We start from the raw sequence: 21,857 nt of genomic DNA, 5'->3' as shown, positions 1-21,857 counted from the left end.
GTCGCACCTGGCAGACACCCGACTGGACCGTCGTGGACCTGTTCGCCGGGCTCCCGCGCGCGCCGCACCCGGCCTTCACCGAGACCGGCGTCGCCAACCCGTCCGGCCCGGGCTTCGACGCGCGATTGCCCGCCAACCTGCGCGCCGTCCAGGAGCGGCAGGGCCTTCCGGTGACCGCCGGTCGCACCCGGGACTTCGCCGTCGAGATGGAGACCGGGACCGGCAAGACCTACGTCTACCTGCGCACGGCCTTCGAGCTGCACCGCGCGTACGGCTTCCGCAAGTTCGTGGTCGTGGTGCCGAGCGTGGCCGTGCGGGAGGGCGTGCTCGCGAGCGTCGAGGCCCTGCGCGAGCACCTCACCGCGCTCTACGCCGAGCCCTTCGACGCCGTGGCCCACGACGCCCGCCGGCTCGGCCGCGTCCGCCGCTTCGCCACCTCGGGCAGCGTGCAGTTCCTGGTCATGACCCTGCAGGCCTTCCGCCGCGACGTCGCCGGCCGGGGCGGCAACGTCGTGCACCGGGCACAGGACCAGATGGCCGGGCGGCGGCCGATCGAGGTCGTGGCGTCGACCCGGCCGGTCGTGATCCTCGACGAGCCGCAGAACATGGAGTCCGACGGCGCGGCCGCGGCCATCGCGAAGCTGAACCCCTTCTGCACGCTGCGCTACTCGGCCACCCACCGGAACCCGCACGAGCTCGTGTACCGGCTGGACCCGGTCGAGGCGCGGGAGCAGGGCCTGGTCAAGGGCATCGAGGTGGCCTCGGTGATGCCGGACGGGCGGGCGTCGGAACCCCTCGTCCGACTGCTCGCGGTCGACGCCGACCGGTCCCGCGCCCGGCTGACGATCCACCACGAGCAGCGCGAGCGCACCCTCTGGGTGCGGCTCGGCGACGACCTCGCCGCGCTGTCCGGCGGGCGGCGGGAGTACGCGCGCGGCTTCGCGGTCGCCGACATCGGGTTCCGGGAGCCCTCGGTGCGCTTCTCCGGCGGCCTGGTCGTCACGCCCTCGACCCCGGCCGGGACCTACGACGCCGGCGTCCGGCGGGCGCAGGTGATCGAGACGGTCCGCCGCCACCTCGACCGGGAACGCGCGCTCGCGCCCCGCGGGGTGAAGGTGCTGTCACTGATCTTCGTCGACCGGGTGGCGAGCTACCGGGCGGCCGACGGCGGGCTCGGCGAGGCGGGCCGCTGGTTCGAGGAGGCCTACACGCGGCTCGCGCCGGCCTACCCGGAGCTGGACCTGCCGCCGGTCGGGGCGGTGCACGGCGGCTACTTCGCCGGCGACCCGCGGACCGGGTACGTCGACGGCGGCGAGACCGACGCCTCGGCCTTCGACCTGATCATGCGGGACCGTGAGCGGCTGCTCTCGGCCGCCGAGCCGATGCGGTTCCTGTTCAGCCACTCCGCCCTGCGGGAGGGCTGGGACAACCCGAACGTCTTCGGAATCTGCACGCTCAACGAGACCCGCTCCCCCGACCGGAAGCGCCAGGAGATCGGCCGCGGGCTGCGGCTCCCGGTCGACGGCGCGGGCCGACGGGTGCGGGACCCGCGGGTGGCGCGGCTGACGGTGATCGCCAACGAGTCCTACGACGAGTTCGCCCGCACCCTGCAGGAGGAGTACCGCGCGGACACCGGGCGCGGCATCGTCGTGCGGCGGGCCGGCGAGCCCGACGCCGCGGTGCGCGGCACGGAGTTCGCGGCGCTGTGGGCGCGGATCGGCCAGGGCCTGCGCGCGCGGCTGCCACTGTCGACCGAGGAGCTGGTCCGGCACGCCGTCCGGGCGCTGCGGGAGGCGGGCCCCGTCACGGCGCCCCTGGTCCGGGTGCGGACGACCGACCACGCCACCGGCGGGTCGGTGGCGGGCCCGGCCTACACGCTGGAGCCGGGCGTCGGCCTCACGGAGGAGGAGGTCGTGGTTCAGGTGCAGGAGCGGACGGGGTTGACCCGCGCGACCGTCTGCCGCGTCCTCGGCGAGGCGGGGCTGCTCGGCTGCGTCGCCGTGAACCCGGTGGCTGTGCTGGACCGGAGCGCGTCCGCGCTGCTCGCCGCGGTGCGGACGCAGCTGCCGCCGGTGCTCGGGATCGTCGGTGGGCAGCTCCGGCCGGCCGCCGCCGTGCGGGGCGAGCCGGTCACCCTGCCGCGTGCCTTCGCCGTCGACACCCCGTTCGGGCCGGTGCGTCCGCGGGCCGCGTACGTCGACGGCGAGGCCGTCTACCTGGTCACGGGACCAGGACGTACTTCCCCGTGATCCGGCGCTCCGCGTAGCGCCGCAGCACGGCACCGGCCTCCTCGAGCGGCGCCGTCGAGGGCCGCGGCGGGTGCAGCTCGTCGCGCCCGATCCGGCCGAGGACGTCGGCGAGCAGCGCGGCGTTGCCCTCCGGCCCGCCGACCTCGCGGGCCCAGTCGCCCCAGTCCACCCCGATCACCGCGCGGTTGCGCAGCAGCACGATGTTGGCCGGCAGCCGCGGGATCTCGCCCGACGCGAAGCCCAGCACGCAGAACCGGCCGCCCGCGCGCAGCGCCCGCAGCGACGACTCGGCCGCCGGCCCACCGACCGGGTCGATCACGACGTCGGCGCCGCCGTCCGTCGCCGCGCGGATCGCGTCCTTGAGGTCGGTGTAGTCGATCGTCACCTCGGCGCCCGCGGCCTTCGCCGCCGCCCGCTTCTCCTCCGACGACGCCACCGCCACCACCCGCGCGCCCCGGCTGCGGGCCACGTCGACGGCGGCCAGCCCGATCCCGCCCCCCGCGCCGAGCACCACGACGCGCTCGCCGGGTGCGATGGTGACCCGCTGCGTGACGGCGAAGACCAGTGTCGCGTAGCTCTCCATCGCCGAGGCGGCGACCGCGGCGTCGACCCCTGCCGGCAGCGGCACCGCGAACCGTGCCGGGACCGTGACGTGCGAGGTGAAGCCGCCGAACCCGGTCACCGAGGCGGCCACCTCGGTGCCGACCAGGTTGCCGTCCACGCCCTCGCCGACCGCCCCGACGCGCCCCGCGACCGCCGACCCCGGGGTGAACGGCAGCGGCGGCCTCACCTGGTAGCCGCCGCGGACGATCAGCCCGTCGACGAAGCTGACCCCCGCCGCGCCGACCTCGACCAGCACCTCACCGGGGCCGGGGGCCGGGGTGGCCTCCTCGACCACGGTGAGCAGTTCCGGATCGCCGAACTCGGTGCAGACCACGCGCAGCATCGGTCCACCCTGGCCGATCGTCCGTTCGGTGTCGCGCGGCCGTGAGCACGGCCACGCCCCGTGCCGCCCTCGTCAGAGGCTCTTGAGCACCGCGTCGGCCGAGCTGACGGTCACGTCGGTGGGCTTCTCCTCCACCCACAGGCTCTTCACGACACCGTCCTCGAGCACGGCGGCGTAGCGCTGGGAGCGCAGGCCCAGGCCGAACCCCGAACCGTCCATGGTGAGGCCGACCGCCTTGGCGAAGTCGCCGTTGCCGTCGCCGAGCATGAGGACCTTGTCGCCGACCTCGCGCGACTTGCCCCAGGCGTCCATCACGAAGGCGTCGTTGACGGCCACGCAGGCGATCGTGTCGACGCCCTTCGCCCTCAGCTCGTCGGCCCGCAGCACGTACTCGGGCAGGTGCTGGTCCGAGCAGGCGGGGGTGAAGGCCCCGGGCACGCCGAAGAGCACCACGGTGCCCGAACCCAGGACGTCCTTGCTCTGCACCGGCGTCGGGCCACCGTCGCGGACGGTGGTGAGGGTGACGTCCGGGACGGTGTCGCCGATCGAGAGGGTCACGCCGAGCTCCTCGCTGCTAGAAGATGCGGACGGCTCACGCTAGCGCCGCTGCGCACCCGGCCGTCGGGTCCGTGGGCCCGTCCCCACCTTCCGGTGAGGCGACGGGCACCTCGCGGATCGGCGGCCGGCGTGCGGCACCCTGGTCGCGTGCCCCGCTCGCAGCCCGACCCACCGCCGCCCCGGCTGTCCCGCTACTGGAACGGCTACGTCGCGGACTGCGAGGGCTCCGTCGCCCGGTTCCGGCGGATCGTCTCGGCCATCCCGGTCAGCCCGGCACAGGAGTGGCTGGACCGGATCGCCGCACAGCTCGACGGCGAGCTCGGTGCGGTCCGCCGGCTCGCGATCGTCGGCGACTCGATCGAGCCGGCCCGCTTCCGGGTGCGCGAGGCTCCGGCCCGGCGGATCTCCCAGCGCCTCGACGAGGCACGCTCCTCCTTCGCCGACGCGGTCGCCCAGGCCGCCACCATCGCCGAGCAGGCCGCGCTCGACCCGGCGCACGCTGACGTCACGGCCCAGCTGGAGGTGCTGGCCCAGCAGGCCTCCGAGCTCGCGCTCGGCCCGGCGCCCGCCGAGCCCGAGCCGGAGGAGCCGCGGCGCCGCTGGGGGCGACGCCGGGAGGCGTGAGGAGTCAGTCCCACCAGAACCGCCACTGCCGGGCACCGCGGATCAGGTCGGCGTAGCTGCGCAGCGTGAAGATGCGCCCGTCCTGCGGGTCCTGCTGGTCGGGGCAGAAGGCGAAGTGCTCGGCCGCGACCGCCTCGCACTCCCGGCGGGTCATCGGCGGTGCGGCGACCGAGAGGATCAGGGTGGCGGCGTCGAGCTCCACGAGGACCGCGCCGAACCGCTCCTCCCAGCTGCGCAGCACCGCGGAGATCCCCGCGACGTCCCGGTCGCCGTTGGCGGCGCCGCTCCAGTCCACCACCGCGGGGACGTCGGCCGGGCGGGCGGCGTCGACCACCGCGAGCCCCGAGCTCCAGGACCGTGTGCGGGCCCACCGCGCGGCGACGACCACCGGCAGGTCACCCTCCAGGGCCGTCGCGTTCCGGTCCGGCACGGGCAGGAGACCCCGCCACGCCGGCAGCGGCTCCGGGCACGAGCAGGTCGGCGGGCACGGTCCGGGCCAGGCCTGCTCGAGGAGCCGGGCCGGGTCCGCCCGCGCGACGTCGAGCAACCGGGCCGTCCGCTCCGCGCCCGTGAGCGTCCCGACACGGGCGACGGTCCAGTTGGTGATCCACACCGGGCAGCGGCCCGTCGTCGGCGCGGCACGGAGCAGCTCCTCGTAGACGTCGGGGCCCGGGAGGTCGTGGAGGTCGAAGGGCAGGTGGGTGTCGATCGTCGTCATGCCCGGTCGGACGGGCGCGGTGGCCTCGAGGGTCCGGTGGCGGGCGAGGTGTTCACGGCGGTGAACGGCCTGGTCGGCGCGTCGAGGCCCCTACCCCACCCGCCCCTGCTCGGACCCGCCCGCGGAGTCCGCGGGGCGGAGGGTGAAGAGGATCTCGGCGCCCGTCACCCGCAGCACCCGCTGCAACGTGCCGCTCGCGCCGGCGAGGGTGACGGTGCCGCCCCGGCGGGCGGCGCGGCGCTGCAGGCCGATCAGGGCGGCGAGGCCGGCGGAGTCGCAGAAGTCGAGACCCGCGACGTCGATCACCAGGTCCGCCGGCAGGTCCGGGCCGGCCTCCTCGGCCACCGCGCGGACGCGCTCCTCCAGGCTCGGCGCCGTGCCGAACGTCAGGTCGCCGACCAGGACCAGCGTCACCTGGGCCGCCTCCGCCTGCGCCCGGACGCGCAGCGGCTGGGGACGCGTGGGGTCGCGATGCACCCCGGAACCGGCGCTCATGCGGTGGCCTCCCTGACGGCGGCCGACCCGTCGACGGGTGCAGCCGGACGGTCCTGCAGCTGCGCCGCATCGCCGCGCAGGCACTCCTGGGCGAACGGGAAGTCGTGCAGCAGCGCGTCGAGCAGCCGCACGGCGTCGACGGCGTCGGGCGCCCACGCGTCGGCGTCCTTGTTGCGGATGATCGCGCTCCCCCTCCCGACGCGGACGCGCCGGGAGACGACGCGCACGCCCCGCCAGGTTACCGTTCCCGCGTGATCGGCCGCGCCGGATCGGACCGGCGTGGGCCGCCCGTATCCTCGTGCCGGTGAGACGACGCCGCCCGGCCCCGCTCCCGCAGCGGCACGGGCTCGACCCGGTCCGGCTGCGCACGCCGGACGAGGGGCCGTGGCGGACCCTGCGCGAGCACCTGGTCGAGCGGCTGCCGCGGGTGGACCCCGGCCGGATCGAGGAGATGCTCCGCGAGGAGCGCATCGTCGGCCTCGACGGACCCCTGGGGGTCGACGCCCCCTTCGTGCCGGCGTCGTTCGTCTGGTTCCACCGGGACCTGCCCGAGGAGGTCCCGGTCCCCTTCGAGATCGGGATCGTGCACCGCGACGACGACATCCTGGTCGTCGACAAACCGCATTTCCTGGCCACGATCCCGCGCGGCCGGCACGTCCTCGAGACCGCGCTCGTGCGGCTGCGGCACCGGCTCGACCTGCCGCAGCTCGCCCCCGCCCACCGGCTCGACCGCGTCACCGCCGGGCTCGTGCTGTTCGTGGTGCGCCCCGAGCTGCGCGGCCGCTACCAGACGATGTTCCGGGACCGGCGGGTCCGCAAGACCTACGAGGCCGTCGCCCCCTACCGGCCGGACCTGGCGGTGCCGTGCACGGTGCGCAGCCGCATCGTGAAGGAGCGCGGGGTGATCCGGGCCTACGAGGTGCCCGGCGAGCCGAACGCCGAGACGCGGGTGGAGCTGCTCGAGCGGCGTGGCGACCTCGGCCGCTACCGGTTGCACCCGCACACCGGGCGCACCCACCAGCTCCGGCTGCACCTGGCCGGGCTCGGCATCCCGATCGTGGGCGACGACTTCTACCCCGACCTGTACGAGACGCCGCTCGACGACTTCTCCTCGCCGCTGCAGCTGCTCGCACGGACGCTGGAGTTCACCGATCCGGTGAGCGGCAGGGCGCGGCGGTTCGACAGCCGGTTGCGGCTGCGGGCCTGGCCGGCGGGTCCGGTGGGCGGGTGAGCGGCCGGGCGAGCCGGCCCCGTCGTCGATCCTGAGGACGCCGTGCGGCGTTCGGAGCAGCACCGGTGCGCATCGGCAGCAGACGGCCGCCGCTCGGCGCGCCGGTCGCGTCGCGTGCCGTGATCGTCTCTCAGCGTGGCAACGCGCGGGCCCCGCGACTTCATAGGGTCGCGCGCAGCGGCTCCCGTCCCCGGCGCATCGCCCCCCGCCGCCGTGGGCGGGACCGCACGACTCGCTCCCCGCGAAGAACACCGAAGGAACACACCGAGATGACGCTCCCCCGTCTCCTCCGGCACGCCCGCCTGCGCCCCGTCCTCGTGGCGGCCGCCGCCCTCACCGCCGCGACCGCCCTGTCCGCCTGCGGATCCTCCGGGTTCGTCGACGCCGGCGACGCGGCCCCCGCCGGCGGCACGACCGGCAGCACGAACGGCACCACCGTCGCCCCGACCGGCGGACTCGGGACCGGCGTGACCGCCGTCGGCACCGTGGTGACCTCGGACGGCTTCACCGTCTACAAGTTCGCGAACGACCGCAACGACCCCTCCGCCGCCACCTGCACGGGCGACTGCGCCAAGAAGTGGCCGCCGGTGCAGGGCGACGGGCAGCCGGCCCTGCAGGGCATCCCGTCCGGCCTGGTCGGCACGATCGGCCGGCCCGACGGCACCCAGCAGCTCACCCTGAACGGCTGGCCGCTCTACCGCTTCAGCGGCGACACCCGACCCGGCGACGCGAAGGGCGAGGGCGTCGGCGGGACCTGGCAGGCCATGGGCGTCAACGGCACCCCGGCCGCGAACGGTCCGGGCGCGAGCCCGGCGGCCGCGCCGGCCGCCGTCCCCGCCGGCTCGCTCGGCATGACGAATGCGGCCAAGACCGCCGGTACCCGGACCGGCAGCACGGCCGGCACCCCCGGGACGACCGGGGCCGCCCCCGTCGCCGGCACCGTCGCCGCCCCCGCCGCAGGCCACTGAGGCGCTGGGCACCGAGCCGGGGCCGACCCGGCACGGTTCGGGAGGGGTCGGGGATGCAGTTGCATCACCGACCCCTCCTCGAATCCCGACGAGGGGGCTATCGTCGGTCCTCATGAACGAACGATCGGTGCGGATCGGGAACTTCTCGGGCTACCTCGGTGACCGGTTCACGGCCATCGACGAGGCGCTGGCGGGCGACCCCGTCGACGTCCTGATGGGCGACTACCTCGCCGAGGTCACGCTCGCGGCGCTCGCGGCGGACCGCCACGGCTACGTCGACTACTTCCGCAAACAGCTCCTCCCGCACCTCGCGACGATCGCCGAGCGCGGGATCAAGATCGTCACCAACGCGGGCGGGTTCGACCCGGCAGGGCTCGCGGAGGCGCTCCGACAGGACGTCGCCGACGCCGGCGTCGACCTCACCGTCGCACACGTCGAGGGCGACAACGTCCTGCACCGGCTCGCCGAGTTCCACACCGACGGGCACGCGATGGAGCACCTCGACACCGGCGCCCCGCTCAAGGACTGGGGCGTGGACCCGATCGCGGCCAACTCCTACCTGGGCGGTTTCGGGATCGCCGAGGCGCTGAGGGCCGCCGCCGACATCGTCGTCACGGGGCGGGTCACGGACGCCTCGCTCACCGCCGGTCCGGCCGCCTGGTGGCACGGCTGGACGCCCGACGACTGGGGCCCGCTCGCCGGGGCGATCACCGCCGGGCACGTCGTCGAGTGCGGCGCCCACGCCACCGGCGGCAACTTCTCGGGCTTCATGCAGGTCCCGGGCATGGTGAAGTGCGGCTTCCCGATCGCCGAGGTGGCCGCGGACGGCTCGTCGGTGATCACCAAGCACGCCCGCGACGGCGGCATGGTCACCGTCGACACCGTCACGGCCCAGCTCGTCTACGAGATCCAGGGCCCGCGCTACCTCAACCCCGACGCCACGGTGCACCTCGACACGGTGCAGCTCAGCCAGGTCGGCAAGGACCGGGTGGCCATCGCACCCGTCGTCGGCTCGCCGCCCCCGCCCACGGCCAAGGTCGCGGTGTTCGCGCAGATCGGCTGGCAGATCTCGCAGATGCTGTTCTGCACCTCGCCGAACGTGGCCGAGAAGGTGGCGCTGCTGCGCGACCAGCTCCGCGCCCAGCTGGAGGGGCACGTCGACCAGCTCGACGTCACCCCGCTCGGCACCGCCGCGGAGGACCCGCATTCGCAGTGGGAGGCCACCGTCCCGATCCGGGTCATGGCCACCGCCCGCGCGCCGGAGGCGCTGAAGCTGTTCCCGGCCGCCGTCGGCAGTCTCTACCTGCAGGGTTTCCCCGGCTTCCACCACGACGGCGGCGCCCAGGCGGTCCGCGCGCCGTGGCCCCGGATCGACTACTGGCCCGCCCTGCTGCCCGCCGAGCTCGTCCCGAACACCGCCGTCCTCGCCGACGGCACCCGGCTCGAGGCGCCGGTCTCCTCCCGCTGGGCCACGCCCGAGGAGCTCGCGCAGGGCCGGTCCCCGGAACCGCCCGCCGCGACGACCTCGGGCCGGCGCATGCCGCTCGGCACGCTCACCTACGCCCGGGCCGGCGACAAGGGCGGCAACTCCAACGTCGGCATCTGGGTTCCGGATCCCGCACACTGGGAGTGGCTGCGGTCCACGCTCAGCACCTCGGCCCTGCGCGCGCTGCTGCCCGAGGCCAAGGACTGCGACGTCGTCCGGCACGAGTTCCCGCACCTGCGCGCCGTGCACGTCGTGCTGAAGGGGCTGCTGGGCACGGGCGGGTCGTCGAACCTGCGGGTGGACCAGATCGGCAAGTCCGTGGGCGAGTACCTGCGGTCCAAGTACGTCACCGTGCCGGAGGAGCTGCTGTGACAGCGGTCCTCGGCCTCGGTGGGCGCATCCGCGCCGCCGTGGCGGACCCGGCCACCGACGACGCGTTCGACGTCCACGGCGCCCTCGACGCCCTGCTCGGCGGGATCGGCCTGTCCGCGGCGGACACCGGGGGGCGGGTCACCTTCCTCGGCGCTGACCCGGTCGTCCCCAGCGCCTTGCGGCTCGGCGGGGCGGCGGCGCTGGCGCTGGCCGCGAAGTCGGTCGCCGTCGCGGCGCTGCACCGCGACCGCGGCGGCGCGGGCCAGGACGTCACCGCCGACCTGCGCAGCGCCCCGCACCGGCTCTGTCCCTTCTACGACCGGCGCTGGGAGCTGCTCAACGGCTATCCGGTGGCGTCGCCGGCCAACCCGTCGCCGGCCTTCGGGTTCCGCTTCTACCGCGCCGGCGACGGCCGCTGGGTCATGCCGCTCAACGGCTATCCGGCCCTCAAGGTGGCCACGCAACGGCTGTTGGACTGCGCCGATACGCCGGAGGCGGTCGAACGGGCGGTCGCCCGGTGGGAAGGGGCCGAGCTGGAGCGCGCGGGTGCCGAGGCCGGCGTCGTCATGCCGCTGGTCCGCACGCCCACCGAGTTCCTGGCCACCGCGCAGCACGCGGTCCTCGAGGACACCCCGCTGATCGAGGTCACGCGCATCGGCGACGCCGATCCCGAGCCGCTGCCGGGCGGGGCCGAGCTGCCGCTCGACGGCGTCCGGGCCCTCGGGATGGGGCACGTGATCGCCGGCGCGGGCACCGGCCGAACGCTCGCGCTGCACGGCGCCGACGTGCTGAACCTCTGGCGGCCCACCGAGTTCGAGCACGACACCACCTACGTGACCGCGAACGTCGGGGTCCGGTCGGCGACCGTGCACCCGGCCCGTGGCGACGGGCCGCGCGTCGTGCGGGAGCTGCTGGCCGGCGCGGACGTCTTCTACGCCAACCGCCGGCCGGGCTACCTGGCGTCGATCGGGCTGTCCGCGGAGGAGGCGGCGGCGGTGCGGCCCGGCATCGTGCACGCCACGAACACGCTCCACGGCGAGCGGGGGCCGTGGCGCGACCGCGTCGGGTTCGACCAGACGGCGGGTGCCCTCACCGGCATGTTCGACCTCGAGGCGGGCGGGATCTCACCCGAGGTGGAGCCGCGGCTGTCGCCGATCCTCGTGGTCAACGACTACATCGTCTCCTGGCTCACCGCCGCCGGGATCGTCGCGGCACTGCGCCGGCGGGCCGTGGAGGGCGGCAGCTGGAAGGTCCACGTCTCGCTGACCCGGGTGGCGCTCTGGATCCTCGAGCTCGGCGTGTTCGATCTCGGCTACGCCCGGTCGGTCGCCGGGACCGGGGAGGAGCACGCCTACCTCGACCCCGAGACCTTCACCGCGGACACCCCGCTCGGGCTGTACCAGGGCGTGACCGACCAGGTCCGGATGTCCGGCACGCCGGGGCGCTACCGCACGGTCCTCGTGCCGCGCGGCAGCTCCCGGCCGGCCTGGCTCGCCTGACGTGACCGGGTCGGGAGGGCCGACGGCCCTTCCCGGGACGGTCGTCACCTCACAGGCGGACGGGCAGGCGGGACAGGCCGTGGATCAGCGTGGACTGCCGCCAGCCGAGCGTCTCCGGGGCCCCGGCGAGGGCGAGGTCCGGGAAGCGCTCGAGCAGGGTGCGGAACGCGATCTCGCCCTCCAGCCGGGCCAGCGGCGCGCCGAGGCAGTGGTGCACGCCGTAGCCGAAGGCGACGTGCCCGCTCGCGTCGCGCGTCACGTCGAGCTCGGCCGCCCCCTCGTATCGCGCGGTGTCCCGGTTGGCCGAGACCAGCGAGATCAGCACGACCTCGCCCTCGGGCACGGTGGTGCCGCCGATCTCCACCGGCTCCGTGGTGTAGCGGAAGGTCGCGAGGTTGATCGGCCCGTCGAACCGCAGGAACTCCTCGACCGCGTTGGGCACCAGGGCCGGGTCGGCCCGCAGGAGGGCGAGCTGGTCCGGATGGCGCAGCAGGGCGAGCGTGCCGTTGCCGATCAGGTTGACCGTGGTCTCGTGCCCGGCGACGAGCAGGAGGAACGCCATCGACGTCGCCTCGCGCGGGGACAGGGTGTCCCCGTCCTCCGAGGCCTTCACGATCGCCGACAGCATGTCCTCGCCCGGGTCCGCCGCCTTGTCGGCGACGAGGCGGGCGAGGAACTCGGCCATCGCCGCGGCCGCGGCGCCGCGCTCCTCGGCCGGGGCGGCCGACAGCAGCGTGGTGGTCCAGCCGCGGAAGTCGTCCCGCTCCCCCTCCGGCACGCCGAGCAGCTCGCAGATCACGGTCATCGGGAGCGGGTAGGCGAACTCGTCGAGCAGGTCGACCGTGCCCTCCCGCGCCGCCTTCTCGGCCATCCGGTCCGCCAGCCCGCGCGCGATCTCCTCGATCCGCGGCCGCATCCGGGCGATCGCCCGCACCGTGAACGCGCGGTTCACCAGCTTGCGCAGCCGCGTGTGGTCCGGCGGGTCGGTGTTGAGCATGTGCCCGGCGAGGGAGTCGGCGAACTGCATCCGCTTCTCCGGCGCCACCGAGCGACGCTCCAGGATCTCCGCGAAGCGCCCGCCGTCCTTCGACAGCCGCGGGTCGTTGAGCGCGGGTCGTGCGTCCTCGTAGCGGGTCACCACCCAGGCCTGCAGGCCCATCGGGGTGCTCACCCGCACGACCGGCGCCTCCCGGCGCAGGGTCCGGTACAGCTCGTCCGGGTCGGCGAAGAACTCCTCGCCGAGCTCGACGGTGTCCGCCTGGGTCATCACGTCCTCCCCCCGGCCGGGCTCGCCTCCGGCCGGGGCCCACGCTAGGCCGTCCCGCCCTGAGAACTCCTCAGAACGGACAGCGCCCGGTCCGCCCGAGCGGGCTCAGCGCTCGTCGCCCCACAGTCCCTCGCCGGTCCACGGGTCGCGCGTCTCCTCGTAGCGACGCTCCAGCGTGGGACCGGGCACGGGGCCCTGCACCGGCTCGTCCCCCTCGGCCCCGCCCGACTGGTACGACGGCTCGTCCTCGGGGTCGGCCGCCCGGTGCCGGCCGGCCTCCAGGCCGCGCTGGTAGGTCGAGAGCCGGTTGCGCACGCGGTCGGGCTGCCGCTCGGCCGAGGCCTCCCCGCCCGCCGCGGCGCCACCCGCCGCGCCGCGCCGGCTGCGCAGCGGCGGCGTGACCATCTGCCGTCCGGGCCGGCGGCGCGGCAGCCCGCTCTCGGTGGTCGGCAGCTCGATCTCGGCCCGCGCGGCGCGTTCGGCCGCCGCGCGCCACTCGTCGTCGCCCGAGCCGGCCCAGCCGGCCCAGTCCCCGCCGAGCGGGTCCCCGTCGAGCGAGGTGCCGCCGAGCCAGCTGTCCGCCAGCCCGTTCCCGTTGCGCCCGCCGTGCCCGTTCCGGCCGTTGGTGCCGTGGCCGTTCAACCCGTGACCGTTGGAACCGTTGGACCAGCCGTCGGAGCCGTTGGTCGCCGGGGCCGGGTCGTCGCCGGTGCGGAACCAGGCCGAGGCGACGGCCGCGAAGATCGGGGTGCCGGCGAGGTCCTCCTCGGACCGCGCGAGCGGGGCCTCGAACGAGCCGAACAGCTCGTCGACCGAGGCGGGCGCGGGTGCGGATCCGGCGCGCACCGGCTCCCAGGTCATCTCCGGCGCCGCGTCCCGCGGCTCCCGCGGGGTCGGCGGGGCGGCCGGGGTGGGCGGGGTGGGCGACGACGCCGGGGCCGGGGCCGCCTCCTGCGGGACCTGCACGCCCGCGGCCGGCTCGACCAGCGAACGCGGGAACCTGACCAGCGCGACCGTGCCGAACCCGGGGGTGGCGGGGCCGCCGAGCGGGGCCTGCAGCTCCAGGCGCGCACCGCACCGGCGGGCCAGCCGCGCGGCCAGGTGCAGGCCGAGCCGGTCGGGCGGGATGGGCGCGCTCGCGCCGCCCGCGATCTCGTTCTCCAGCGCCGCGGCCTCCTGCCACGGCAGCTCGACGCCCTCGGCCTGCAGCTCGATCGTGACGCCGCCGTCGCCCGCCCAGCGCCCCACCAGCTCGATGCGGCTGCTGCGCGGGACCGTGCGCTCCGCGTGCGCGACCAGCTCGGCGAGGACCTGCCCTGCGCCCACGGCGCTGCCCGCGGCGAGCGAGGCCGACGGGGCGGGCGGGACCGACACGCGCTGCGGGTCCTCGGCACCCGCGGCGGTGTCCGCGAGGATCCGGCCGAAGCCGGTCGGGACGGGGCCGCGCCGCTCGGGGCGGCCGCCCACGAGGCTGAGGACGGCCTCGCCGTCGCGCAGCAGCCGCCGGGCGCCCGCGGCGAGCTCGGCACCCTCCGTCGACTCCGGACCGAGCCGCTCGGCGACGGCGAGCTGCCGCTCGGCGTGGCCGCAGATCCGCCGCGCGAGGCCCGCGAGCAGCAGGTCGGGCCGCTCGTCACCGGCGCCGCCGGTGCCGCCGCGGCCGCCCGTGCCGTTCCCGCCGGTCGCACCCCCGCCCGGCTCGTCGAGCCAGGAGGCGGACGAGACGTCTCGCTCCACGCTTGTCCTCCGCTGGTCCGTACCCCGATCCGGCCGGGACGCCGCACGGACCCGGCCGCCCACCCGCGACCGCCCACCGAAGCAGGCGGGCGCCCTCGGGCCCCGCGTCCGCCGGGGGAGCTGCGACCCGACATCTGTAGGTCCACGGGACATTACCCGGCGGTCCGGCCCCCGGCCGCCCGTCGGGCGGGTGTGCGATGACCGGTCGGCGGGAGGTGGACCGGCGGCGATCGGCAAGCCGACACGCCGGACGGGAGGAGTGATTCCTCCGGGGCCGCCGGTCGTCGCACGGCGACGGTCCGGCCGAGGGGTCCCGAGAACGGAACAGGCGCGCCGTCCGCGACGCTGCGGCGGTGCGCCCGGTCACAGAGGCTAGGTCAGCACCTGCCCGCTCGTCCAGGGGCCCGGACCACGGATTTCCGCGGGATCACTCGAACCTGGACGGATCACCCGCTCCCTTGCGGACGATCACCGGCTCCGGACCGGAGAGATCGACGACGGTGGTCGGTTCCGTGCCGCACTCCCCCGAGTCGAGGACCGCGTCGACGGCGTGGTCGAGCCGCTCCTTGATCTCCCAGCCCTGGGTCGGCGGGACGTCCGGGTCCGCCGAGTCGGGCAGCAGGAGCGTCGAGGAGAGGAGCGGCTCACCGAGCTCGGCGAGCAGGGCCTGGGCCACCAGGTGGTCCGGGATGCGCACGCCGACGGTCTTCTTCTTCGGGTGCAGCAGCCGGCGCGGCACCTCCTTGGTCGCCGGGAGGATGAAGGTGTACGGCCCGGGCGTCGCCGCCTTGATCGCCCGGAACACGGCGTTGCCCACCTGGACGAACTGCCCGAGCTGCGCGAAGTCGCTGCAGACCAGCGTGAAGTGGTGGCGGTCGTCGAGCCTGCGGATCGTGCGGATCCGGTCGAGGCCCTCCTTGTTGCCGAGCTGACAGCCCAGCGCGAAGACCGAGTCGGTGGGGTAGACGATCAGGCCGCCGCCGCGGACGATGTCGACCGCCTGGCCGATCGCGCGGCGCTGCGGGTTGTCCGGGTGCACGTCGATGTACCGGGCCACCGCGGCAGCCTATCGCCGTGGCGGCGTCGTCAGGGTGCGGAGCGGGCCGAGGATCACCTAGCGTCGGGAGCGACCGCACCGCCGACCGCACCGCCCCCCGACCCCAGGAGGACGCCGTGACCCCCGCCGAGCTGCTCACCGACGCCTTCGGCCGCATCTCCGAGGGCGTGCCCGCCGTGGTCGACGGCCTGTCCGAGGAACAGCTCGCGCTGCGGCTGAACGACGACGGCAACTCGATCGCATGGCTCGTGTGGCACCTGACCCGGGTGCAGGACGACCACCTCGCCGACGCCTTCGGCACCGAGCAGGTCTGGCTCGCCGAGGGCTGGCAGCAGCGCTTCGGCCTCGACCTCGAACCGGCCGACACCGGCTACGGCCACGGCCCCGACCAGGTCGCCGCGGTGCGCGCCAGCGCGGACCTGTTGGCCGGGTACCACGCCGCCGTCGCGCAGCGGACCGTCGAGCTGCTGGCGAAGCTCACCCCGGAGCAGCTCGACGAGGTGGTCGACGACAACTGGGACCCGCCGGTCACCCGGGGCGTGCGGCTCGTCTCCGTGGTGGACGACGACGCCAGGCACCTCGGGCAGGCCGAGTACGTCCGCGGGCTCCTGCCCGGCTGATCGCGGTCGAGGAGCCCGCTGGCCGTCGCGCCGCGCCTGGTGTGAGGTGGGGACATGGATCTCCACTTGACCGGCAGGCGGGCGATCGTGACCGGCGGGAGCCGCGGCATCGGGCTCGCGGTGGCGGCGGCGCTGGCCGCCGAGGGCTGTGCCGTCGCGATCGTCTCGCGCGGCAAGGAGGCGCTCGACGAGGCCGCCGCCCGGCTGACCGCGCACGGCACCCGGATCGTGCCCCTCGTCGCCGACACCACGGACGACGCCTCCGTCCGCGCGATGGTCGACGAGGTGGTGACCACCCTCGGTGGCGTCGACATCCTGGTGAACGCGGCCGCCGAGCCCGCGTCGTCGGGGGCGCAGGCCGCGGCCTCCACCACCGGCGACGACGTCATGCGCGAGCAGTTCGAGACCAAGGTGCTGGGCTACCTGCGCTGCGCCCGTGCCGTCGCCCCGCTCATGACCGCCCAGGGCTGGGGCCGGATCGTCAACATCAGCGGACTCAACGCGCGCGGCTCGTCGTCGCTGGTCGGCTCGGTGCGCAACGTCGCCGTGTCCGCGATGACCGCCGCGCTGGCCGACGAGCTGGGCCCGCAGGGCGTGAACGTCACCGTCGTGCACCCCGGGCTCACCGTCACCGAGCGCACCCCGGGCATGATCGCCGCGAAGGCCGCGGCCGACGGCACGTCGGAGGAGGAGGCCGAGCGGGCCCTCGGGCGGACGACCACGGTGGGCCGCATGATCACCGCCGAGGAGGTCGCCGACGTCGTCGCCTTCCTCGCCTCGCCGCGCAGCGTCGCCGTCAACGGCGACGCCGTGGCCGCGGGCGGCGGACAGCCGGGGGTCACCTTCTACTGAGATCCGCGGTCGGGATACTCGGGGCGTGGCGGACGACCGACGGCCCCTGTACCACCTCGTCGGGACCGCGGGGTACCCGAACTACGGCGACGAGCTGATCGCCGCCGGCTGGCTGCGGCACCTGGCCCGCACCGCGCCGGAGGCCGACGTGTGGCTCGACTGCCCCTCCCCCGGCACCGCGGCGGTCCTGCTCGACGGGCTGCACCCGCGGGCGCGCTTCACCGACACGGTCTGGCGGCTGTGCCACGCGGCACCGGAGGGCGGGCCGTGGGAGACCGCGGCCTGGGTGCGCGACGCGGTCGCCGACCCGGGCCTCGCGGCCCGCTGGGTGGCGGGTGTCGAGCTGCTGCGCCGCGCGGACGTCGTGCACGTGATCGGCGGCGGCTACGTCAACGGGATCTGGCCCCGGCACGCCGGGGTGCTCGCCGGCGCGGTCGCCGCCGTCGAGCACTCGGGCGGGCGGGCCGTCGCGACCGGGCAGGGCCTCACGCCGGCGGCGGACGGCGCGGGCCCGCTGCTCCGCTCGCTGCTGGAGCGGTTCGCGCTGGTCGAGGTGCGCGACGACGCCTCGGCGCACCTGCTCGACCGGCCGGACACCCTCGGGCTCGACGACGCCTTCCTCCCGGTCGCCGCGGTCCCCACCCGCGCCGACGCCCCGCGGGTGGTGCTCTGCCTGCAGTCCGACCTCAGCGACCGGCCCGCGGAGGCGCTGGCCACGTTCGTGCTCGACGCGTTGCGGCGGTGGGAGGCCGACCCGAAGGAGGTCGCCCTCGTCGAGGGCATCCCGGGGCAGGACCGGGTGGTGTGGGCACTGCTGGAGCACGCGCTGCCCGGGGCGCGGTTCGTGCCGTTCGACGCGGTGTGGCGGGACGGGCTGCCGGTCGCCGCGGACCAGACGTGGATCTCCACCCGGTTCCACCCGCACCTCGTGGCGGCGGCGGCGGGCGCGGGCGGGGTCGCCGTGAGCCTGAACGGCGACTACTACCCCACCAAGCACCGCTCCCTGACCGCGCTCGGCAGCGGGTGGGACCTGGTCACGGACCTCGACGCCACCCCGGAGCGGCCGACCCCGGGCGGCTTCCCGGCCGACGTCCTGGCCGGCCTCCGGGACCGGAAGGCAGCCCTGGCCGACCGGGTCTACGGCCGCCGCGCGGGAGCGGGGTTCCGCCGCACGGCCTGATGGCCGCGAAACGTGCCGATGATCACCCACATGGGGGGACACGTTCGGTGGCGTCGCCGCGATGAGCCGGACATGGACGCGTTCAGCAACGACCACGGGGCCGCGGCCGCCCCGGTTCCCGCTCAGCGTCCGGTCCCCGGGGACGGCACGGACCCCGTCGCCGCCGACGACCGCCTGCTCGAGGAGGTCAGGACCGGGCGGCGGAGCGCCGACGACCCCGACCCCCTGGTGCGCGCGCTCGTGCGCTGGCGCCAGGTGATGCGGATGCCACGTACCGGGCGCAGGGGCGGCCTGCGCCGCTGCCGCCCCCGGTGAGGATCAGACCCGCTGCAGCTGGGTGAGGCGGCGGGTGGTGGGCCAGCGGACGTCGTGCGCCCAGCCGAACCGCTCGAACAGCCAGATCACCCGGGCGGAGATGTCGATCTGCCCCTTGAGGACGCCGTGCCGCGCGCAGGTCGGGTCGGCGTGGTGCAGGTTGTGCCAGCTCTCGCCCATGGACAGGATCGCGAGCGGCCAGAAGTTGCGGGAACGGTCGCGCGAGCGGAACGGCCGCGCGCCCACCATGTGGCAGATCGAGTTGATCGACCAGGTCACGTGGTGGCACACCCCCATGCGCACCAGCCCGCCCCAGAAGAACCCGGTCAGCGCGCCGGCCCAGGACCAGGTCAGCAGCCCGCCGAGCAGCGCGGGCAGGACGAGGCTCGCCGTCACCCACAGCCCGAACAGCCCGCTCACGCGGCGCAGCGCCTTGTCCGCGAGCAGGTCCGGGATGAACCGCTCCCAGTTGGTCTTGCGCCGGTCGAAGATCCAGCCGATGTGCGCCCAGAAGAAGCCGCGGGCGACCGCCCACGGCGTGGTGCCGTAGCGCCACGGCGAGTGCGGGTCGCCCTCCTTGTCGGAGTAGGCGTGGTGCCGGCGGTGGTCGGCGACCCACGCCATCATCGAGCCCTGGATCGCCATCGAGCCGGTGATCGCCAGGGCCACCCGCAGCCACGGGCGCGCCTTGAAGGAGCGGTGCGTGAAGTGCCGGTGGTAGCCGACGGTCACGCCGAGGATGCCGACGGTGTAGAAGACCGCCGCGATCACGACGTCCCACCAGCCGAGGCCCCAGCCCCACAGGACGGGGACGGTCGCCACCAGGGCGAGCACGGGGAGCACCACGAACGCCCAGACCAGACCCTGCTGCCAGGTGCTGCGGTACTCGCCGGTCATCGGCTTCGGGCCCCGCGACGCGGTGCCCGGCTCGGTGCTCGACCGTGTGCTCGACCGTGTGCTCGGTGCGGAGCCCGACAGCGGGCCGGACGCGGGGTCGGGGGCGGGGAGGTCGGGGGCCTCGACGCTCAAGCGGGTCACCTCGTGGGGTCGGGGGCGGATCGAGCGGACTTGAGGGAAGCCTAAGGGCGAGGACCCCGTACCCGCAGAGTGCAGGGGTAGTCCTCACGCGGTCGCCGTCCGCGTGTCACCGGTCCGGAACCGTCGGGCCACCGGGCCGGACGTGCCAGGATCGTCGGGCCCGCGGCCGGTGACGAGAAGGAGACCCATGACCCGCTACGAGCGCGTGCCCGCCCCCGACGGCGGCGAGTTCGACGCCTACCTGGCCCTCCCCGACGGCGGCCGCGGGCCCGGTGTCCTCGTGTTCCAGGAGATCTTCGGCATCAACGACAACATCCGCGGGATCTGCGACCGGCTCGCCGGCGAGGGGTACGTGGCCCTCGCGCCCGACATGTTCTGGCGGCTCGAGCCGCGCTTCGAGCGCAAGGACGAGTCCGCGCTCGCCGAGTGCATGGCCATGGTCCAGCGGCTCGACTTCGCCGCCGCCGCGGGCGACATCACCGCCGCCTTCGCCCACCTGCGTGCGATGCCGGAGAGCACGGGCAAGGTCGGCGCCATCGGGTTCTGCCTCGGCGGCACGCTCACCTGGCTGTGCGCCACCACCGCCCGGGTCGACGGCGCCGGCGTCGACGCCGCCGTCCCCTACTACGGCTCCGGCGTCCAGGACATGCTCGACCGCGCTGACGCCCTCGAGTGCCCCGCGCTGTTCCACTACGGCGACCGCGACCCGTTCATCCCGCAGGAGCAGATCGAGAAGGTCGAGGCGGCGGTCGGTGGGAAGCCGCAGGTCGAGGTGCGCCACTACGACGCGGGCCACGCCTTCTCCAACTGGGACGCCCCCTCGATGTACGACGAGAAGGCCGCCACCGAGGCGTGGGGCCACACGACGGCCTTCCTCGCCGCGCACCTGAGGTAGGGCACGGACCGGGGCGCTACTCCCCCTCCTGCGCCCGGAGCAGGGCGCGGGTGCGGGAGCGCTCCTCGGGGTCGGGCGAGAAGGGCAGCGCCACGAACTCGTCCACCCCGGCCTCCCGCAGCTCCCCGAGCCGCTGCGCGACCTCCTGCTCCCCGCCGACGATCGCCGCGTCCTCGGGGCCCGCGTAGCCCTCGCGATCGAGCATCGCCCGGTAGGAGGGCAGCCGGCCGTAGACCGCGAACTGCCGGGCGGCCTCCGCGCGGGCCGCGTCGACGGCGTCGGTCAGGGTGACCGGCAGCGAGGCGACCACCCGCACGGTCCGGCCGGCCTCCTCGGCCGCAGCGCGGATCGTCGGGACCACGTGCTCGGCGAGGGTCCGCGGGCCGGTCATCCAGGTGACCGTGCCGGCGGTGCGCCGCCCGGCGAGCCGCAGCATCTGCGGGCCGAGCGCGGCGAGGTACACGTCGGGCGCCGGCGCGCCCGGCACCTTCAGCGAGCCCCGGGTCGTGACGAGCTCGCCCTCGGCGGCGGCCTTCTCCCCTGCCAGCAGCGGCAGCAGCCCGTCGAGGTACTCGGAGAGCCGCCGCACCGGCCGGTCGAACGGCAGCCCCCACGCCCCCTCGACGACGGGCCGGTGGCTGAGCCCCAGCCCAAGCGTCAGCCGGCCCTCGCCGATCAGGTTGACGGTGAGCGCGCGCTGGGCGAGCGCCATCGGGTGCTGCGGCTGGATCGGCAGCACGCCGGTCCCGACCTCGATCCCCGGCACCTCGCGCAGGGCCACGGCGAGGACGGTCAGCAGGTCGGGCTCGTAGGGCAGCTGGGCCGTCCAGTAGCGGCGGAAGCCCTCGTCGCGCAGCCGCGCGAGCTCCTCGACGTAGGTGTCGACGACGGAGCGGCCCCCGCCGTCGCCCAGGTAGCCGAACATGCTGATCCGCATCGCCATGCCGGCAGCTTCGCACCGCCCGCGCCCGCGCGGGCAGGCCGGTCCCTCGACACCGGGCCGACGGCACGGAGGAGCGCCGACTCGGCGCCCCCGACCGTCAGCCCCGCACCGCCCCGAGGAACGCGGTGACGTCGCGGTGCACCACGAAGTGCCGGTCCAGCCCGAGCAGGGTGGCGACCCGGCTCACGCCGGGGTGGGCGTGCAGCCCGGCGAGGTGGACGCGGCCGCCGGAGCGGGTGTAGACGCCGAGCAGCGCGGTCACACCCACCGAGCCCAGGTAGGTGACCTCGGACAGGTCCACCAGCACGGCGCGGGCACCGATCGCGGCCGCGTGCAGGGCGTCGTGCAGCCGCGCCGCGGAGTCCGCGTCGAGCTCGCCGACGAGCCGGAGCGCGACCACCCCGTGGTCGAGGGTCCGGCTCTCCGCCGTGAAGGAGCTGGGCGATCGGTCCAGTGCCCGCGTCACGCCGATGGCCTCCTCGTGCCTCACACCGCCGGACCTCACCTTCCCGCCAGGTCGGTGGGGGGTCAACCGACGGGCGGGTGACGCGATCACCACGTTTGACCGACGTCGGGACGGGCTACACGTGGCACCCGCGCCGGCGCCGGGCACCCCCTCTACCCTGGGGCCCGACGGCGGGAGGAGGCCGGCGTGCCGAAGGTGCTCGGGGGGTCGCTCGCCGCCCATCGCGACGAGGTCCGCGCCCGCGTCTTCGAGGCGCTGCGCGGGCTGCTCTACGAGCGCGGCTTCGACGCCGTCACGCTCGCCGGGGTCGCCGCGGCGGCGGGCGTGGGCCGGACGTCGAT

At 75.6% G+C, this 21,857-nt stretch carries 23 protein-coding genes; 12 read left to right on the top strand and 11 right to left on the bottom strand.

Going from position 1 to position 21,857, the window contains the following annotated elements:
- A partial coding sequence (locus LWC35_RS36480) for a DEAD/DEAH box helicase family protein (protein ID WP_232875070.1) occupies positions 1-2,249 on the top strand: 2,249 nt, incomplete at its 5' end.
- Here the strand turns inward: LWC35_RS36480 and LWC35_RS36475 are convergent.
- Together LWC35_RS36475 and LWC35_RS36470 are read right to left on the bottom strand one after the other, a co-directional pair.
- A complete protein-coding gene (locus tag LWC35_RS36475) occupies positions 2,221-3,195 on the bottom strand; it encodes an NADPH:quinone oxidoreductase family protein (protein ID WP_232875069.1) in 975 nt (324 codons plus the stop codon). The two genes, LWC35_RS36480 and LWC35_RS36475, sit on opposite strands and share 29 nt — an antisense overlap.
- A gap of 72 nt (positions 3,196-3,267) precedes the next feature.
- Entirely contained in the window at positions 3,268-3,753 is a 486-nt protein-coding gene (locus LWC35_RS36470; RefSeq protein WP_232875068.1) for a peroxiredoxin, read from the bottom strand.
- A 147-nt stretch (positions 3,754-3,900) separates the two neighbouring features.
- Here LWC35_RS36470 and LWC35_RS36465 point away from each other — a divergent pair, with 147 nt between their 5' ends.
- Entirely contained in the window at positions 3,901-4,377 is a 477-nt protein-coding gene (locus LWC35_RS36465; protein WP_232875067.1) for a hypothetical protein, read from the top strand.
- Positions 4,378-4,381: 4 nt separating this feature from the next.
- Here the strand turns inward: LWC35_RS36465 and LWC35_RS36460 are convergent, their stop codons facing one another.
- The 3 genes from LWC35_RS36460 to LWC35_RS36450 form a co-directional block, all read right to left on the bottom strand.
- Positions 4,382-5,095, bottom strand: a complete 714-nt coding sequence (locus LWC35_RS36460; RefSeq protein ID WP_232875066.1) for a DUF4253 domain-containing protein — start codon at positions 5,093-5,095, stop codon at positions 4,382-4,384.
- 90 nt (positions 5,096-5,185) lie between these two features.
- Positions 5,186-5,590 carry an STAS domain-containing protein gene (locus LWC35_RS36455; RefSeq protein WP_232875065.1) on the bottom strand — a complete coding sequence of 135 codons (405 nt, stop codon included), beginning with the start codon at positions 5,588-5,590 and terminating at the stop codon, positions 5,186-5,188.
- Entirely contained in the window at positions 5,587-5,817 is a 231-nt protein-coding gene (locus tag LWC35_RS36450; protein WP_232875064.1) for a hypothetical protein, read from the bottom strand. Before LWC35_RS36450 ends, LWC35_RS36455 begins: the two co-directional genes overlap by 4 nt.
- 77 nt (positions 5,818-5,894) lie before the next feature.
- Here LWC35_RS36450 and LWC35_RS36445 point away from each other — a divergent pair, with 77 nt between their 5' ends.
- The 4 genes from LWC35_RS36445 (at position 5,895) to LWC35_RS36430 (ending at position 11,146) form a co-directional block, all read left to right on the top strand.
- Positions 5,895-6,821, top strand: a complete 927-nt coding sequence (locus tag LWC35_RS36445; protein WP_232875063.1) for an RluA family pseudouridine synthase — start codon at positions 5,895-5,897, stop codon at positions 6,819-6,821.
- A 269-nt stretch (positions 6,822-7,090) separates the two neighbouring features.
- Positions 7,091-7,789, top strand: a complete 699-nt coding sequence (locus tag LWC35_RS36440) for a COG4315 family predicted lipoprotein (protein ID WP_269805410.1) — start codon at positions 7,091-7,093, stop codon at positions 7,787-7,789.
- Positions 7,790-7,901: 112 nt separating this feature from the next.
- A complete protein-coding gene (locus LWC35_RS36435; protein ID WP_232875061.1) occupies positions 7,902-9,647 on the top strand; it encodes an acyclic terpene utilization AtuA family protein in 1,746 nt (581 codons plus the stop codon).
- Entirely contained in the window at positions 9,644-11,146 is a 1,503-nt protein-coding gene (locus LWC35_RS36430; RefSeq protein ID WP_232875060.1) for a CoA transferase, read from the top strand. Before LWC35_RS36435 ends, LWC35_RS36430 begins: the two co-directional genes overlap by 4 nt.
- Before the next feature lie 49 nt (positions 11,147-11,195).
- Here LWC35_RS36430 and LWC35_RS36425 read toward each other — a convergent pair whose 3' ends face one another.
- The 3 genes from LWC35_RS36425 to LWC35_RS36415 form a co-directional block, all read right to left on the bottom strand.
- A complete protein-coding gene (locus tag LWC35_RS36425; RefSeq protein WP_232875059.1) occupies positions 11,196-12,413 on the bottom strand; it encodes a cytochrome P450 family protein in 1,218 nt (405 codons plus the stop codon).
- Between the two features lie 105 nt (positions 12,414-12,518).
- Positions 12,519-14,150, bottom strand: a complete 1,632-nt coding sequence (locus tag LWC35_RS36420; protein WP_232875058.1) for a hypothetical protein — start codon at positions 14,148-14,150, stop codon at positions 12,519-12,521.
- A 427-nt stretch (positions 14,151-14,577) separates the two neighbouring features.
- Positions 14,578-15,207: an L-threonylcarbamoyladenylate synthase gene (locus LWC35_RS36415; RefSeq protein ID WP_232875057.1), complete on the bottom strand. Its 630-nt coding sequence runs from the start codon at positions 15,205-15,207 to the stop codon at positions 14,578-14,580.
- 116 nt (positions 15,208-15,323) lie between these two features.
- Here LWC35_RS36415 and LWC35_RS36410 point away from each other — a divergent pair, with 116 nt between their 5' ends.
- From LWC35_RS36410 to LWC35_RS36395, 4 genes are all read left to right on the top strand, one after another.
- Positions 15,324-15,827 (top strand): mycothiol transferase, encoded by a 504-nt coding sequence (locus LWC35_RS36410; RefSeq protein WP_232875056.1) that lies wholly within the window; start codon positions 15,324-15,326, stop codon positions 15,825-15,827.
- Between the two features lie 54 nt (positions 15,828-15,881).
- The gene (locus tag LWC35_RS36405) at positions 15,882-16,679 is read left to right on the top strand and encodes an SDR family NAD(P)-dependent oxidoreductase (RefSeq protein WP_232875055.1); all 798 of its coding nucleotides are present in this window, start codon (positions 15,882-15,884) and stop codon (positions 16,677-16,679) included.
- 25 nt (positions 16,680-16,704) lie between these two features.
- The gene (locus LWC35_RS36400; RefSeq protein ID WP_232875054.1) at positions 16,705-17,859 is read left to right on the top strand and encodes a polysaccharide pyruvyl transferase family protein; all 1,155 of its coding nucleotides are present in this window, start codon (positions 16,705-16,707) and stop codon (positions 17,857-17,859) included.
- 72 nt (positions 17,860-17,931) lie between these two features.
- Entirely contained in the window at positions 17,932-18,174 is a 243-nt protein-coding gene (locus tag LWC35_RS36395) for a hypothetical protein (protein ID WP_232875053.1), read from the top strand.
- A gap of 3 nt (positions 18,175-18,177) precedes the next feature.
- On the opposite strand, the gene LWC35_RS36390 is transcribed toward LWC35_RS36395, so the two are convergent.
- On the bottom strand, positions 18,178-19,071 hold the full coding sequence (locus LWC35_RS36390; protein ID WP_232875072.1) for an acyl-CoA desaturase: 894 nt from the start codon (positions 19,069-19,071) through the stop codon (positions 18,178-18,180).
- A 328-nt stretch (positions 19,072-19,399) separates the two neighbouring features.
- On the opposite strand from LWC35_RS36390, the gene LWC35_RS36385 reads away from it, so the two are divergent.
- Positions 19,400-20,107 (top strand): dienelactone hydrolase family protein, encoded by a 708-nt coding sequence (locus LWC35_RS36385; protein ID WP_232875052.1) that lies wholly within the window; start codon positions 19,400-19,402, stop codon positions 20,105-20,107.
- A gap of 16 nt (positions 20,108-20,123) precedes the next feature.
- Here LWC35_RS36385 and LWC35_RS36380 read toward each other — a convergent pair whose 3' ends face one another.
- Together LWC35_RS36380 and LWC35_RS40700 are read right to left on the bottom strand one after the other, a co-directional pair.
- A complete protein-coding gene (locus tag LWC35_RS36380; protein ID WP_232875051.1) occupies positions 20,124-21,050 on the bottom strand; it encodes a TIGR03564 family F420-dependent LLM class oxidoreductase in 927 nt (308 codons plus the stop codon).
- 97 nt (positions 21,051-21,147) lie between these two features.
- Positions 21,148-21,516 (bottom strand): STAS domain-containing protein, encoded by a 369-nt coding sequence (locus tag LWC35_RS40700; RefSeq protein WP_232875050.1) that lies wholly within the window; start codon positions 21,514-21,516, stop codon positions 21,148-21,150.
- 186 nt (positions 21,517-21,702) lie between these two features.
- On the opposite strand from LWC35_RS40700, the gene LWC35_RS36370 reads away from it, so the two are divergent.
- Positions 21,703-21,857: TetR family transcriptional regulator (locus LWC35_RS36370; protein WP_232875071.1), on the top strand; the 155-nt coding region annotated here is incomplete at its 3' end.

Source organism: Pseudonocardia kujensis (assembly GCF_021283305.1).
GTDB lineage: Bacteria > Actinomycetota > Actinomycetes > Mycobacteriales > Pseudonocardiaceae > Pseudonocardia > Pseudonocardia kujensis.
This window is presented reverse-complemented; position numbering and strand designations above follow the sequence as displayed.

Bases quoted from the DNA above. Each gene is read 5' to 3' on its own strand.
- LWC35_RS36475 (WP_232875069.1), bottom strand. From the start codon at position 3,195: ATGCTGCGCGTGGTCTGCACCGAGTTCGGCGATCCGGAACTGCTCACC.
- LWC35_RS36460 (WP_232875066.1), bottom strand. From the start codon at position 5,095: ATGACGACGATCGACACCCACCTGCCCTTCGACCTCCACGACCTCCCG.
- LWC35_RS36455 (WP_232875065.1), bottom strand. From the start codon at position 5,590: ATGAGCGCCGGTTCCGGGGTGCATCGCGACCCCACGCGTCCCCAGCCG.
- LWC35_RS36440 (WP_269805410.1), top strand. From the start codon at position 7,091: ATGACGCTCCCCCGTCTCCTCCGGCACGCCCGCCTGCGCCCCGTCCTC.
- LWC35_RS36435 (WP_232875061.1), top strand. From the start codon at position 7,902: ATGAACGAACGATCGGTGCGGATCGGGAACTTCTCGGGCTACCTCGGT.
- LWC35_RS36425 (WP_232875059.1), bottom strand. From the start codon at position 12,413: ATGACCCAGGCGGACACCGTCGAGCTCGGCGAGGAGTTCTTCGCCGAC.
- LWC35_RS36405 (WP_232875055.1), top strand. From the start codon at position 15,882: ATGGATCTCCACTTGACCGGCAGGCGGGCGATCGTGACCGGCGGGAGC.
- LWC35_RS36395 (WP_232875053.1), top strand. From the start codon at position 17,932: ATGGACGCGTTCAGCAACGACCACGGGGCCGCGGCCGCCCCGGTTCCC.
- LWC35_RS36390 (WP_232875072.1), bottom strand. From the start codon at position 19,071: ATGACCGGCGAGTACCGCAGCACCTGGCAGCAGGGTCTGGTCTGGGCG.
- LWC35_RS36385 (WP_232875052.1), top strand. From the start codon at position 19,400: ATGACCCGCTACGAGCGCGTGCCCGCCCCCGACGGCGGCGAGTTCGAC.
- LWC35_RS36380 (WP_232875051.1), bottom strand. From the start codon at position 21,050: ATGGCGATGCGGATCAGCATGTTCGGCTACCTGGGCGACGGCGGGGGC.